Source organism: Agrobacterium sp. MCAB5 (assembly GCF_052114365.1).
In the GTDB taxonomy this organism is placed as follows: Bacteria; Pseudomonadota; Alphaproteobacteria; order Rhizobiales; family Rhizobiaceae; genus Agrobacterium; species Agrobacterium tumefaciens.
The window spans coordinates 795,311-808,670 of record NZ_JBFREP010000001.1 but is presented as its reverse complement, the minus strand read 5'-3'; the positions used below and the strand labels follow the sequence as shown (position 1 = coordinate 808,670).

Below are 13,360 nucleotides of genomic sequence, written 5' to 3'. Positions count from 1 at the left end.
CACAGGAATGAGGATGGAAAAGGAGCGCCCTCACAAGGCCGCAGCGCACTCCTGGCAGAACGGCGTATAGGGCACGGCTTTCAGGCGGTCTTCCGAAATTTTCTTGCCGCATTTGACGCAGGTGCCGTAGGTACCGTTCGCGATGCGGTCGAGTGCGGCGTCGATGGCGCGCAACTCGTCCTGGCCCACCTGCCCAATTTCATCCAGCACCTCGTCATTGCTGCGTTCAGCGGCGCGATCGTCGTCATCGGGGTTGCGCGGTTCTTCGAAATCCGCCTCGATTTTGTGCAGGCGGCTGTAAAGCTCGCGCTGGCGGTCGCGCAGGATTTTCTCGTAACTGTCGACATTCATGGTCTTCTCCTCCAGCCGGTGCGGGCGAAAATCGCCCGCAACCCCAAGATTTCAGCTCACTTTACCTGTCAATCAGCACCGAGCACTTGGCATGGCGCACCACGCGGTCGGCGGTGGCTCCGATGAAATAATTGCTAAAGTCAGGCATATGCGATGCGATGATGATGAGATCGGCCTTGTGCTCTTCGGCAGCGGCAATGATTTCACGCGCCGGCGCGCCGCTTCTGATTTCGTGCTTGCCCTTGAAGCCGGCCTTCGCCTGAATATCCGCAAGTTTCGTCTTGGCATCCTTGATGGCATTTTCGATGAGGTCTACCGGCAGGTCAATCGCCATATAGCCGGGCAGTTCCTCAACCACATTGATGAGGACGATCTCGCCATCGACATCCAGCAGCGCCTTGGCCTTGGCGAGAATCTTCTCTCCCTTGTCGATGGCGCTGAGGTCTACCGGTACGATGATTTTCTTGTACATGGCTATCTCCTTTGGCGTAATCTGCCGTTCACGTGTCGGGCTCATATTTCCCTGCCGATGCGCCCTTCGCCTTGATTGAAGTCAAAGCCGCGTCGGAGCAGCAACAGGGGCATTGTCAACGAATAGTGGACGGTCAATCGCCAGATGGCGATCTTTGCTGAACGACAAAACCCGCCCATATTCACCACAAATGAACGCCGCAAAGCGGCGTCGGCTGATGCAGACGCGCAAATCCGCGTCGTCAGCACGCCGGATTCAATATGGAGATTATGATGAGTGAAATCAAACAATTCGCCCTGACGCGGCCGGCTTATGTCGGTCAGGCTCATCTTGTCGTTCACGATCTGCCGCGCATTTCGGAATTCTACCAGAAAATCATCGGCCTCTCCGTCATCGAAAAAAGCCCGAGCGGCGAGGTTCTTGGTGTCAACGGCCAGCCGCTGCTGACACTTTCCACCTCCGGCACGGTTGAACGCGCGCCGCGCAATGCCGCAGGCCTGTTCCACACCGCCTTCCTGATGCCGCGCCGCGAGGATCTGGCCCATTGGCTGGCCCATGCCGCGCACAACAATATCCAGCTTCAGGGCGCATCCGACCATCTGGTGAGTGAAGCGATCTATCTGGCCGACCCCGAAGGCAACGGCATCGAGGTCTATCGCGACCGGTCGCCGTCGGAATGGACCTACCAGCAGGACGGCACGGTGGAGATGGCCACGCTCCGCCTCGACCTACAGGCGCTGTATGACAGTGCGCCGAAAACGGCGTTCGAGGGCGCCGCCGATGGAACGGCCATCGGCCACATGCATCTGCAGGTCGGCAATATTCCGCAGGCGGATGAGTTTTATCAGGATGTGCTGGGGTTGAAGATCATGGCGCGTTATCCGGGTGCCAGCTTCTTCGGCTCGGGCGCTTATCATCACCATGTGGCCGCCAATATCTGGAACAGCCGCGGCGCCACGGCCCGCACGGACAATATGACCGGCCTTTCGGGCTACTCGCTGAAGTTCAACGATAGTGCGGCGCTCGATACTGCAACGGCCGCTCTCGACCGGCTGGAAATAGCTACGGAACGGCAGAGCGACGGTATTGTTCTCAAAGATCCGTGGGGCATAGGCCTGAAGCTTTCCGCGTAAAGACCACGGGGCGGCAGAAATTTTTGCAGCTCCGGAACCGCCTCATTTTTCGAACGTTTGATGTCTTATTGGGGGACAGTTCGATGAATGAGAATGCCAGGCCGGAAAAAACCGGCATATTGGGCAATATCGGGCGGCGCGCCGCAAACGCTCCGTCGACGAAGGCCGACCCTTTCGAGGGTCTGGCGTCCGGGTCGCACCGTGACGACGCGCGCAGCCAGCAGCCGCTCGGCCGAGAAGCGCTCGATGTGGCCGTTGCATGGTCGGTTATCGGCATTTTTCTCGTCGTCATGATGGCGGTCATTCATGAATTGTCTCTGATCCTCATACCGGTTGTGCTGGCGATTGTCGTGGGCATGATCCTCGGCATCGCGGCGGAAAAGCTCAGTTCCTATGGCATTCCCGGAGCCGGTGTGGCTGTCATTCTCTCCGGCCTTGTCGCGGCCGTGATGTTTTTCGTGATCAATTCGCTGATAGACCCTTTGTCGCAGCTCGCCTCCGAAGGACCAGCGCTGATCGAACGCAGTATGGACCGCTTCCTGCCCTATCTTCAAAGCATCCGATGGCTGAACATTTCGGCAGCGACCTTCAGCATGGGGTCGATTTCGATGGAATCGCTGATTTCGCGCAGCGGCGAGATAATTTCCCTGCTCGGTTCCAACGTCACCCCCGCAGTCGTTCAGGGCATGATCTTCCTCGCCGCGCTTTTGATGTTCCTCTACAGCCGCCTGCGGCTGCGCAAGGCGATCATCATGGCCTTTCCGGCCCGGCACCAGCGGCTGAGGGCCATTCGGATCATCGCTTCGGTGGAAGAAGTGCTCGGCACCTATTTTGCCACGGCAGCGCTGATCTATGCGGCGCTGGGCGTGACGATGGTGGCGATCGCATATTTCGGCGGGCTGGCCATGCCGCTTCTGTGGGGGCTTTTCGCCTTTCTCTCCAGCTTCGTGCCATTTCTCGGCATCACCGCCATGACGGTGTCGCTGGCGGTGGCAGGCATCATCACGCATGACAACATGGTGCTGGCGTTGCTGCCATCCGCGATCTTCTTCACCATTCACCTGTTGATGGAAAACCTGGCCTTTCCGGCAGTTGTGGGCCGCAACATGGAGATCAACCCCTTCCTCGTCTTCGTGATGATCATCTTCTGGACGTGGATGTGGGGTGCTGCGGGCGCCATGCTGGCACTGCCGCTGTCGCTGATCGCCATGACAGTAACGCGCGAGCTGTTTCCTTCACGCCGCATCGTTCCAAACCTGCCGGCCTGATGGCCGGTCAGGAGGCGAGAGGGATGCGGAGCTTATCGGCCATGCGCCGCTCGTGCTCGATCAACCATTTCTTCCGCCACAGACCACCGCCATACCCGGTCAGGCTGCCATCTGCGCCCAGCACCCGGTGGCAGGGAACGACGATGGCAATCTGGTTGGCGCCATTGGCGCGGGCGACGGCACGCACGGCGGATGGCCGTTGCATCGACGTCGCAAGCGAAGAATAGCTGACGATCTCTCCCGCCGGTATCTCCCGCAATGCGTGCCAGACATCGCGCTCGAAGGGTGTGCCGTATCCGGCAAGCCGGGTTTCGAAGTCAGCCGAGTGCCCGGCGAAATAGGCCGCGAGTTCTGCTGCGATCTGGCCGGTGACCGCCGTCCTGCCCAGCACCATATCCGCGCCGGTGCGGGCCTTCAGCCGCTTCAATTCGGCCGGAAGCGCTGGACGGTCGGCAAATTCGAGAAGATGCAGGGCGTGATCATCGGCAACCACCAGCATCGGACCGATCGGCGTGTCGATCCAGTCGCCCTTCAGGAACCCCTTGCCTTTCATGGCGGCGGGAGAGGTGCCGAAGAACTGGTTGATGGCCGAGCGAAAACCGCTGCCGGATTCATATCCGGCATCGATCTGCGCGCCGATCACGGCTTCTCCTGATGCGAGGCTTGTCGCCGCATCTCCCAGCCGCCGCAACCTTGCGATTTCCAGAAAACTCATGCCGAAACGGCGTTTGAAGGTGCGGCGCACGGTAGAAGGGTCATGGCCCATCGCCACCACATCGTCCTCACGCCAGCGCCGCGCCGGTTCGTTTTCCAGTGCCGTCAGAAGGGTGGTGACGGTTTCATCCGCCGTGCCATAGGAAAGCATCGGCTTGCAGCGCTTGCAGGGGCGGAAGCCAGCTTCCAGACATTCGGCGATGGTTTCGCGAAAGCGGCAGTTTTCGATCTTCGGCTTTCGCGCCGTACAGGTAAAGCGACAGAAAATCTTCGTCGAGGTCACGCACACATAGGCCACGCCCTCATAGGCGGGGTCCTTGTTCACAAGGGCGGAATATAGGGTTTCGGTGTCGGGGCGTTTGAACAGCATGGGAGGATGCTAGCGCAAATTTGAGCGGTATGCCGCCGAAAAACGGGCGTGGATGTGGGATGCTCATTTCCCTCGTTCCCGTGCTTGTTACAGGAATGAGGAGAGAGCCGCCCCGCTCAATTACCCGGCGGCGTAAACGACGGGTCGTCCAGCCTTGTGAACACCACGCCGCGCGCCTTCAGCGCCAGAAGGCCCCTCACCACGCCCTCACCCGCTTCGTGGGTAGGCTGGTTGATGTGGGAGATGATGACGTCGCCGTCCCTGGCCGAAGCGATGTGCTTTGCCGTGGCGGCCGCGCCCAGAAGCGAGCCGCCATCGCCATTGACGGAATAACCCGCCACCCGCATGCCGAGCCTGTTGATGGCGGCCATGGACGAGGTGGTGTATTTCGCCGTCGCACCGCGAAACCATTGCGGTTGAAGACCGGTCATGGCGACAATTGCCTGCCTGCCGCCCTCGACCTCCTGCTCGACTGCCGCTTCCGAACCGGCAGCGGCAATGCCATAGATGGCAACGGGCTTATCCACCGCTGGCACATGGTTTTCGCCGTGGTTTTCAATCTCGAACAAATCCGGATGCGCCATCATTACGGCAAGCGCTTCGCTATTGTGCTTCAGCCAGCGGGCAGTGACAAAGATCGTCGCCGGTATCTTTTCCTGCACCAGCGTATCGAGAATGCGATGGTCGGTCTTGCCCATGCAGGCGTCCAGAGTCATCGCCACCCGCACCCTGCCGTCATGCCTCGGCGTCATTTTCAGCGTCGGCTCGACGAGCCCCGTCCCCGCGAAGGCGGCAGTGGAGAGCGACAGGAAGAGAGCGGCAAAGGGCAGGCTACGCAGCATTTTTCAGTTTCCAAAGGGTAAAGATGTGGCAATCCGCCTGCAAAACGCCCGAATTATGGCGCGGCTTCCAGCGTGGACAGAGCGTTCAGCACCTCTTCCACCCGCTGGCGCTCTGCGCTGGTGAGCGACAGGATTGGCCGGGGCGGCTCGCATGCCGTTACCGACAAAGCATTGGCGGCGGCGTAGATCACGCGGATACTGCCGAATTCCTTGAAGAGCGCCCAAAGCGGCTGGAAGGCCAGATCGAGCCTGCGCGTCTCCTCCGCATCCCCGGCCTGCGCGGCGCGCATCAACCGCAATGCCGGAACCGGCAGCAGGCCCGCAACGACGCTGTACCAGGCATCGCCACCGGCAAGCGTTGCTTCCGCACATCCCCAGTCGCCGCTGTAACCGATGGCGAAATCATCCGTCAGTTTCGGCCGCAGCCGCGCAAGCTCTCCCGCATAGTCGGAATCGGCCGGCAGCGGCATCTTTATGGCACGGATATTCGGGATATAGGCGAGCCTGACCAGAAGCTCATCGCTGAAGGAGAATCGCGTCGTCGTCGGGTTGTTGTAAATGGCGAGCGGCAAATCGGTTGCGCCGGCGACGGCGGCGAAATGGTGATAGGCCTCTTCCTGAGTCAGCGGCGTATAGGAAACGGGTGCCAGAAGCAGCGCATCGGCACCGGCAGCTTCGGCATCCTTCGCCAGCGCCACGGCCTCATCGGTACGCAATGCGCCGACGCCTGCCATCAATGTGCGCCTGCCCTTGAGGAAGGCATGGGCTGCCTCGACCGCGCGCCGCCTCTCGGCACGCGACAGATACATATAGGTTCCGGTGCTGCCGAGAATACCGATGGAATCGACCTCCGCCGCATCCAGCCGCTCGACGAGGGCGGAAAAGGCTTGGCTATCCACCTGCCCGGCCTCGTCAGCGGGCGTGATCGGAAAAGCCGAAAGTCCCTTGAATTGCTTCGCCATGTTCTCGCCCCTCAATTCGATCGAAGGACAGCGTTACAGACCCATTGGCAGGGCGGCAAGAAAAGCGGGGTTTAAACCGGCGACCGCGGACGAAGAATTCTCCGATCAGTCATAAAGATACAACTTCTTCCACTGCTCTTCGGGAATCTTGTCGCCGACACGGTAATCGAAGGACTGGATGGAGAGGCTGTCGCTTTTCAGCTGGCACTTGTATTTGAGCTTGTACCATTCACCGGCGCTTCTGAAGACTGCACCCGACGCCTTGATCGAATTCTTGCCAACCTCGGGATCACCGAAGGTATAGGCAATGACCTTATCCGGCTTCATGCCCTTCTGCTCCGTCGCGATCCGCTCCATCGCCTCTATGTCGCAACGCTGCTCCAGACGCTCCTCGGGGGCGAGCACGTTCAGCTGCCGCATGACGTTGGCGTCTATTGCGAAAGCGGGTGTAGATGCCTGCAAGGCAAGGAAAAACGCAGAAAGAGCAGCGGGAAGAAACTTTCGCATGGGATCCTGTCAGTTTTCGTTTGTTCTTATCGATGCACGGCAGGCCGGTGGCAGGCGCGTATCATCGCTGATTTGCCGGATATTGCCAAAATGTGATCGAAAACTGACGAAATTGTGCCCAAGCCTCATTTCACCTGTGGAGATTTGAAACTTGATCGGTGGTGAGGGGCACTCTACATCTTGGGTGCCGCCCACGCATTTTTCATACGAAAGCGAGTTTCCCTTGCCGATTTTCAAGAACCTGCCCGCCGCCCCGACCGCCGAAAAACGGCCCGTCCAGGATACGCATCACGGCATCACCCGCACCGATGACTACGCATGGTTCCGGGCCGATAACTGGCAGGCCATGTTCAAGGACCCTACCCTGCTCGACCCAGCCATCCGCGCCCATCTGGAGGCCGAGAACGCCTATATGGAAGCCGCAATGGGCGACACCAAGGCGCTTCAGGAAAAGCTGTTCGAGGAGATGAAAGGCCGTATCAAGCAGGATGATTCCTCTGTTCCGGTCAATGATGGACCCTATGCCTATGGCACGCTGTTCGTGACCGGCGGCGAGCAACCGCATTATTTCCGCACCCCGCGTGATGGCGGCGAAAAGCACGTGCTGCTTGATGGCGACAGGGAAGCTGAAGGCAAGGATTATTTCCGTCTTGCCGGCCTCGACCAGTCTTCCGATCACAGTCACGGCATCTGGGGTTATGACGACAAGGGTTCGGAATATTTCACGCTGCGCATCCGTAATCTCGAAACCGGTGAAGACCTTGCCGATGTCGTGGAAAATACCGGCGGCGGCGGGGCATGGGCGCCTGACGGCAAGAGCTTCTTCTATACGCTGCAGGACGAAAACCACCGCCCCTCGAAGGTCTTCCACCACATCATCGGCGAGCCGCAGTCGGCCGACCGGCTGGTCTATGAGGAAAAGGACCCCGGCTTCTTCATGGGCGTTGGCGCGTCCGTGCTCGACGACTTCATCTTCATCGACATTCACGACCATGAGACCAGCGAATACCGCATTCTTTCCACCAAGGACCTGATGGCCGAGCCTGTCGTGGTTGCGGAGCGCGAGGAAGGTATCGAATATTCGATGTGCGAAGGCGGCGATGTCTTCTACATCCTCACCAATGACGGCGATGCCAAGGATTTCCGCATCATGGAAGCTCCGGTGACCGCGCCGGGCAAGGAAAACTGGAAGGAGGTCGTGCCGCACGAGCCGGGTCGCCTCATTCTCTCCGTCGATGCCTATGCCCGCCATCTGATCTGGCTGGAGCGCCGCGACGGCCTGCCGCGCATCGTTATCCGCGATCGCCGCACGGGCGAGGAACATTCCATCGCCTTTGCCGAGGAAGCCTATTCGCTTGGCCTGCATGGCGCTGCAGAATACGACACCGATGTCATCCGCTTCTCCTACTCCTCGATGACGACGCCGAGCCAGTTGTTCGACTACAATATGGTGACGCGCGACCGCACGCTGCTGAAAACGCAGGAAGTGCCTTCCGGCCACAATCCCGACGATTACATTACCCGCCGCATCATGGCGCCTGCCCATGACGGCGAGTTGGTGCCGGTCTCGCTGCTTTACCGCAAGGATGTAGTACTCGACGGTTCGGCCCCCTGCCTGCTTTATGGCTACGGCGCCTATGGCATCACCATCCCCGCTTCCTTCTCCACCACAACGCTGTCTTTGGCAGACCGTGGCTTCATCTATGCCATCGCCCACATTCGCGGCGGCAAGGACAAGGGTTTCGAGTGGTATGAAACCGGCAAGATGAAAGACAAAGAGAACACGTTTAAGGATTTCATCGCGGCTGCCGATCATCTGGTCAAGGAAGGCTTTACCTCCTACGATCGCATTATCGCGGAAGGCGGTTCGGCAGGGGGAATGCTGATGGGCGCCGTCGCCAACATGGCCCCGGAAAAATTTGCCGGCATCATCGCTGCGGTTCCCTTCGTGGACGTGCTGACGACCATGCTTGATGACACGCTGCCACTAACCCCGCCGGAATGGCCGGAATGGGGCAATCCGCTGGAATCGGAAGAGGAATATCAGTGGATCGCCGCCTACAGCCCCTATGACAATGTCGGGGAAAAGCCCTATCCGCCGCTGCTTGCGCTTTCCGGCCTCACCGACCCGCGCGTGACCTATTGGGAACCGACCAAATGGGTGGCGAAACTGCGCGAAAAGACGACGGGGGAAGCCCCGATCCTGCTCAAGACCAACATGGCGGCTGGCCATGGAGGCAAGTCGGGCCGTTTCCAGCGGCTGGAAGAAATTGCCTTCGAATATGCCTTCGCACTGAAGGTCGCGGGCAAGGACACCGTCTGACACGCTGCATGCAGAACCGGGCGGCGATCCAATCGTCGCTCGATCTTATTTTGGACGAAAATACCTGAAAAAATCTCGTTATTGAATATTTTTTCCACAAATTATCATACGCATCTTTTATTTAAATAACATCTTTATCGACATTGAATTTTTATTTCCAGTTGCTGCAAATCATAATATATCTTCCGCAAACGCAAATAATTCCCATATATTACGTCACCGGAAAAAATGTTCCGGAAATCGAACGCATGGCTGCGTTGCGCCATTTCGCATTGCAATATCACTTTTCGGCCGTATTATCCGGGCCGTTGACATATTCATGCGCCTTTTCGCCGCCTTTCTCGCGGCAATCCTGCAGCACGTCTTGCGGATAATCTTATCGCCGGATTTTTTCGGCTTTTTCATGCGCCATGTCAGTTCGCCCTTGGCAATCCGGGCTTTGCAGTGCTCCCGCTTTGCCAATTGAAAACACTGCATCAGACTTGGAGGTCTCCCATGAAGAAACTCCTAGCCTCGACCATTCTCGTAACGGGCTTTACCATCGCTGCCGGTGCAGCAAATTCCGCCAACGCCGCAGAAACATGCGGCAGTGTCACCATCGCCGAAATGAACTGGGCGTCCGCCGGTGTTGCGGCTTACGTCGACAAGTTCATCATGGAAAACGGCTATGATTGCACGGTCAACGTCATCAGCGGCGACACCACTCCCACATTCACCTCCATGAATGAAAAGAGCCAGCCGGATATGGCGCCCGAAATGTGGGTGAATACCCTTGGCGCCCCCTATGAGGACGCCGTCAAGAAGGGCAACCTGATCCAGGAAAGCAAAATCCTGAGTGAAGGTGGCGTTGAAGGCTGGTGGATTCCCAAATATCTCGCCGACGAACACCCTGATATCAAGACAGTTGAGGACGCACTCAAGCATCCCGAGCTTTTCCCGGCGCCGGAAGACGCCAGCAAGGGTGCCGTGTTTGGCTGCCCGCCGGGCTGGGGCTGCCAGCCAACGACCGCCAACCTGTTCAAGGCACGCAAGGCCGATGAGAAGGGCTTCGCCCTGATCGATACCGGCTCCGCCGCGGGCCTCGATGGCTCGATCTCCAATGCCTATGAGAAAAAGCAGGGCTGGCTCGGCTATTACTGGTCCCCGACGGCCATTCTTGGCAAGTACGACATGGTGAAACTGGACGATGGCGTGGCACTCGACCGCGAGGCCTACGACAATTGCATCGCCAAGCCTGATTGCGCCGATCCCAAGCCAAACGCCTATCCGGTGGCAGAGGTATTCACTGTTGTCACCAAGGATTTCGCCGAGAAGGCCGGTCCTTCCATCGACTATATCCGCAAGCGGCAGTGGGACAACGAGACCGTCGCCAAGGTTCTGGCCTGGATGGATGAAAACCAGGGCACCAACGAAGACGGCGCGGAATATTTCCTCGAGAACAACGAGGATATCTGGACGAAGTGGGTTTCGCCCGAGGTGGCGGAGAAGATCAAGGCTTCGATGTGATTGGTTGATGAGAGTGGGAAGCTTCGGTTGTCATCCGTGGCTTACCCCCTCTGCCCTGCCGGGCATCTCCCCCCAAGGAGGGAGATCGGCTGGGCTCACCCTTCTCACAAATCCGCAACCTGTTTGATGGGCGAGACTTTGCCTCGGATCGATCTCCCCCCCTTTTGGGGGAGATGTCCGGCAGGACGGAGGGGTGCCCCGCGCTCCAGCCTCGACCACCCATCCCCCAAAACCCAAAGGGAAAACAACAATAATGGCCCTCTGTAACTATCTGCCGGATATGCTGTGCAAGTTTCCGGCCATCGATAACGGCACGATGCGTGTGGCACGCAAGACCATCGATGACGGTTTTCGCGATATCGTGCGCAATTACGGCGATGCGATCGATGTGATCGTGCATCCGCTGCAGCTCTTTCTCAACTCCTCGGAGCGGCTGTTCATCCAGACCCCGTGGATCGTCACCATGCTGGTCATTCTGGCGATCGTGCATCTGGCCGGGCGCAGCTTCAAGATCACCGGTGGCACGGCCATCTCCCTGCTCATGATCGGCGCAGTCGGCCTCTGGCGCGACGCCATGACGACGCTTTCCATCGTCGCCATCGCCACGCTGATCGCCATCGTCATCGGCCTGCCGCTCGGCATTTTGATGGGACGCTCAGAACGGTTGCAGCGTATCATCAATCCGGTGCTCGACGTGATGCAGACCCTGCCAAGCTTCGTTTATCTCATCCCCGTGGTGGTGATTTTCGGCATCGGCAAGGTACCGGGCCTGATCGCAGTGGTGATCTACGCCATTCCGCCCGTCATCCGCCTGACCAGCCTCGGCATCCGCCTGGTAGACCGGGAAGTGCTGGAAGCCGCCGATGCCTTCGGCTCCTCCAACGGCCAGAAGCTGTTCAATGTGCAGCTGCCGCTGGCGTTGCCCACCATCATGACCGGCATCAACCAGACCATCATGATGGCACTCGCAATGGTCGTCGTCGCCTCCATGGTCGGCGTCGGCGGTCTCGGCAAGAATGTGCTGCAGGCCATCAACAACCAGTTTTTCACGGTGGGCTTCCTGAACGGTTTCGCTCTGGTCGCCATCGCCATCATGTTCGACCGGGCAAGCCAGGCTTTCGGCAAGCGCCTGCAGAAATACCGCGAGGTCTCCCATGGCTAAAAGCATCGAAATCAGGAATCTTTACAAGATCTTCGGCAAGCATCCCGAGAAGTACCTCGAAGCGGTGCGATCCGGCATGGACAAGGTCGAGCTGAACGACAAACACAACCATGTGCTCGGTCTCAACAACATCAACATCACCATGCCGGGCGGCAAGATCACCGTGGTCATGGGGCTTTCCGGTTCCGGCAAGTCGACGCTGATCCGCCACATCAACCGGCTGATCGACCCGACCGCAGGTGAGGTTCTCTACGACGGCGAGGACATTTGCGGCATGAGCACTTCGGCGCTGCGGAAATTCCGCCGTCACAAAACGGCGATGGTGTTCCAGAAATTCGGCCTCCTGCCGCATCGCACCGTGCTGGAAAACAGCGTCTACGGCCTCGATATTCAGGGCATGCCACGCAAGGACAGCGAAGAGAAAGGCCGTTACTGGCTGGATCGTGTCGGTCTTGCCGGCTATGAGGATTATTATCCGAACCAGCTTTCCGGCGGCATGCAGCAGCGTGTCGGCCTTGCCCGCGCGCTTGCCAACGATGCCGATATTCTCCTGATGGACGAGGCCTATTCGGCTCTCGATCCGCTGATCCGTGTCGATATGCAGACGATGCTGCTCGACCTTCAGCAGGAGCTGAACAAGACAGTGGTGTTCATCACTCACGATCTGGATGAGGCTTTGCGGCTCGGCGACCACATTGCCATTCTGAAAGACGGCGAAGTGGTGCAGCAGGGCGACGGCCAGAGCATCATCCTTTCCCCTGCGGATGGTTACGTCACCGACTTCGTGCGCGACGTCAACCGCAGCCGCGTGCTTCAGGCGACCACCGTGATGGAACCGCTGACGGCGAAACCCGAGGGCATGTCGGTGCCGGAAAACGCGACACTGGAAACCATCGCCCGCGATATGTCGGAGGCGAACGAAACCAGCGCCCATGTGGTGGATGAAGACGGCAAGCCAGTCGGCGCCATCGGCCTCGACACGCTGGTGGCGGCGATGGTCACGCCGGCACCTCAGGAGGCGGAGGCCGGGGTGGCAGTCGTGGAGGAAGCGGAAAAAATCCCGGAACCGGCGGCGCCTGTGGAGAAGGAAACCGCGTAATCCGGCACCAACAGGATTTGCCTTTCTTTCAGAGGACCGAAAAAGCCCCAGCCCCGCTGCGCAAAAGACATAGGAGCTGCCTGGCGGCGTCAAAACGCTCTTCCGTCATACCGGCCTAGAGCCGGCATGACGGGAGTTGGGGTGTTTGGCGCCACAGTTTGAGCGGCACAACAGGGTCGCCATGGCGAGCACGACGCGAAGTGTGGGCAAGGCCGGTAATGCCCGCCTTCCCATCCAACCATGCAAAAACGAAGCACCCCTTTGCCACGTGTCAAGCCGGGAACGACATTGCAATGCAGCAAGCGCAAGCTTCGGGCAAGCCGCCGCCGTTAACCATTTGTTAACTTTTGAACGCGGAATCACTGGCATGCAGATCGAAAGCAATATTGGCGGATACAATTATCAGGCTCGTGTCCGCGACATCGAAAAACCCGGCAGCGCGCAGAGCGCGCCCGAGGAACAGGCCGTTAAACGCGGCCCCGGCAACCCTACCGTTTCCAGCACCGTTCTTTCCCGTTCGCTGGCAAACGTGCTGTGGGCCGTCGGCAATGGCAGCGCGCCGGCCCACACGCAGGCTGCGACCTCCGCCGAGGACAAGGCAGAAGCGCAGGCCGAATGGGTGCGCAGCGCCTATTCCGAATACGAATAGGT

At 59.0% G+C, this 13,360-nt stretch carries 14 protein-coding genes; 7 read left to right on the top strand and 7 right to left on the bottom strand.

The annotated features are described in order from the left end of the window. Nucleotides 1-30 precede the first annotated feature (30 nt). The 3 genes from AB4Z23_RS03970 to AB4Z23_RS03960 form a co-directional block, all read right to left on the bottom strand. The gene (locus tag AB4Z23_RS03970) at nt 31-351 is read right to left on the bottom strand and encodes a TraR/DksA family transcriptional regulator (protein ID WP_013635698.1); all 321 of its coding nucleotides are present in this window, start codon (nt 349-351) and stop codon (nt 31-33) included. 61 nt (nt 352-412) lie between these two features. Next, nucleotides 413-823 carry a universal stress protein gene (locus tag AB4Z23_RS03965; protein ID WP_441360001.1) on the bottom strand — a complete coding sequence of 137 codons (411 nt, stop codon included), beginning with the start codon at nt 821-823 and terminating at the stop codon, nt 413-415. 41 nt (nt 824-864) lie between these two features. Next, complete coding sequence (locus tag AB4Z23_RS03960; RefSeq protein WP_141566650.1) at nt 865-1,113, bottom strand: hypothetical protein; 249 nt, start codon at nt 1,111-1,113, stop codon at nt 865-867. Between AB4Z23_RS03960 and AB4Z23_RS03955 the strand changes: the two genes are divergently transcribed. Next, nucleotides 1,096-1,956 (top strand): VOC family protein, encoded by an 861-nt coding sequence (locus AB4Z23_RS03955; protein WP_421477942.1) that lies wholly within the window; start codon nt 1,096-1,098, stop codon nt 1,954-1,956. The genes AB4Z23_RS03960 and AB4Z23_RS03955 overlap by 18 nt on opposite strands. Before the next feature lie 83 nt (nt 1,957-2,039). Continuing rightward, on the top strand, nt 2,040-3,224 hold the full coding sequence (locus AB4Z23_RS03950) for an AI-2E family transporter (protein ID WP_003512001.1): 1,185 nt from the start codon (nt 2,040-2,042) through the stop codon (nt 3,222-3,224). Nucleotides 3,225-3,231: 7 nt separating this feature from the next. Here AB4Z23_RS03950 and AB4Z23_RS03945 read toward each other — a convergent pair whose 3' ends face one another. From AB4Z23_RS03945 to AB4Z23_RS03930, 4 genes are all read right to left on the bottom strand, one after another. After that, nucleotides 3,232-4,308: a bifunctional transcriptional activator/DNA repair enzyme AdaA gene (locus AB4Z23_RS03945; RefSeq protein ID WP_421477941.1), complete on the bottom strand. Its 1,077-nt coding sequence runs from the start codon at nt 4,306-4,308 to the stop codon at nt 3,232-3,234. 116 nt (nt 4,309-4,424) lie between these two features. Next, the gene (locus tag AB4Z23_RS03940; RefSeq protein ID WP_421477940.1) at nt 4,425-5,150 is read right to left on the bottom strand and encodes a polysaccharide deacetylase family protein; all 726 of its coding nucleotides are present in this window, start codon (nt 5,148-5,150) and stop codon (nt 4,425-4,427) included. A 53-nt stretch (nt 5,151-5,203) separates the two neighbouring features. Next, a complete protein-coding gene (locus AB4Z23_RS03935) occupies nt 5,204-6,112 on the bottom strand; it encodes a dihydrodipicolinate synthase family protein (RefSeq protein WP_441360000.1) in 909 nt (302 codons plus the stop codon). A 105-nt stretch (nt 6,113-6,217) separates the two neighbouring features. Further along, nucleotides 6,218-6,619: a DUF930 domain-containing protein gene (locus AB4Z23_RS03930; protein ID WP_003511997.1), complete on the bottom strand. Its 402-nt coding sequence runs from the start codon at nt 6,617-6,619 to the stop codon at nt 6,218-6,220. A 223-nt stretch (nt 6,620-6,842) separates the two neighbouring features. On the opposite strand from AB4Z23_RS03930, the gene AB4Z23_RS03925 reads away from it, so the two are divergent. The 5 genes from AB4Z23_RS03925 (at nt 6,843) to AB4Z23_RS03905 (ending at nt 13,358) form a co-directional block, all read left to right on the top strand. After that, nucleotides 6,843-8,942, top strand: a complete 2,100-nt coding sequence (locus tag AB4Z23_RS03925; protein ID WP_421477939.1) for a S9 family peptidase — start codon at nt 6,843-6,845, stop codon at nt 8,940-8,942. Nucleotides 8,943-9,437: 495 nt separating this feature from the next. After that, the gene (locus AB4Z23_RS03920; RefSeq protein ID WP_421477938.1) at nt 9,438-10,448 is read left to right on the top strand and encodes an ABC transporter substrate-binding protein; all 1,011 of its coding nucleotides are present in this window, start codon (nt 9,438-9,440) and stop codon (nt 10,446-10,448) included. 253 nt (nt 10,449-10,701) lie between these two features. Next, on the top strand, nt 10,702-11,610 hold the full coding sequence (locus AB4Z23_RS03915) for an ABC transporter permease (protein ID WP_003511991.1): 909 nt from the start codon (nt 10,702-10,704) through the stop codon (nt 11,608-11,610). Next, nucleotides 11,603-12,709 (top strand): quaternary amine ABC transporter ATP-binding protein, encoded by a 1,107-nt coding sequence (locus AB4Z23_RS03910; RefSeq protein ID WP_421477937.1) that lies wholly within the window; start codon nt 11,603-11,605, stop codon nt 12,707-12,709. The genes AB4Z23_RS03915 and AB4Z23_RS03910 overlap by 8 nt, the downstream gene beginning before the upstream one ends. A 367-nt stretch (nt 12,710-13,076) precedes the next feature. Next, complete coding sequence (locus AB4Z23_RS03905; protein ID WP_003511987.1) at nt 13,077-13,358, top strand: hypothetical protein; 282 nt, start codon at nt 13,077-13,079, stop codon at nt 13,356-13,358. Nucleotides 13,359-13,360 lie beyond the last annotated feature (2 nt).

Coding starts and splice junctions, on each gene's coding strand:
- AB4Z23_RS03970 (WP_013635698.1), bottom strand. CDS start 351: ATGAATGTCGACAGTTACGAGAAAATCCTGCGCGACCGCCAGCGCGAG.
- AB4Z23_RS03965 (WP_441360001.1), bottom strand. CDS start 823: ATGTACAAGAAAATCATCGTACCGGTAGACCTCAGCGCCATCGACAAG.
- AB4Z23_RS03955 (WP_421477942.1), top strand. CDS start 1,096: ATGAGTGAAATCAAACAATTCGCCCTGACGCGGCCGGCTTATGTCGGT.
- AB4Z23_RS03950 (WP_003512001.1), top strand. CDS start 2,040: ATGAATGAGAATGCCAGGCCGGAAAAAACCGGCATATTGGGCAATATC.
- AB4Z23_RS03945 (WP_421477941.1), bottom strand. CDS start 4,308: ATGCTGTTCAAACGCCCCGACACCGAAACCCTATATTCCGCCCTTGTG.
- AB4Z23_RS03940 (WP_421477940.1), bottom strand. CDS start 5,150: ATGCTGCGTAGCCTGCCCTTTGCCGCTCTCTTCCTGTCGCTCTCCACT.
- AB4Z23_RS03935 (WP_441360000.1), bottom strand. CDS start 6,112: ATGGCGAAGCAATTCAAGGGACTTTCGGCTTTTCCGATCACGCCCGCT.
- AB4Z23_RS03930 (WP_003511997.1), bottom strand. CDS start 6,619: ATGCGAAAGTTTCTTCCCGCTGCTCTTTCTGCGTTTTTCCTTGCCTTG.
- AB4Z23_RS03920 (WP_421477938.1), top strand. CDS start 9,438: ATGAAGAAACTCCTAGCCTCGACCATTCTCGTAACGGGCTTTACCATC.
- AB4Z23_RS03915 (WP_003511991.1), top strand. CDS start 10,702: ATGGCCCTCTGTAACTATCTGCCGGATATGCTGTGCAAGTTTCCGGCC.
- AB4Z23_RS03910 (WP_421477937.1), top strand. CDS start 11,603: ATGGCTAAAAGCATCGAAATCAGGAATCTTTACAAGATCTTCGGCAAG.
- AB4Z23_RS03905 (WP_003511987.1), top strand. CDS start 13,077: ATGCAGATCGAAAGCAATATTGGCGGATACAATTATCAGGCTCGTGTC.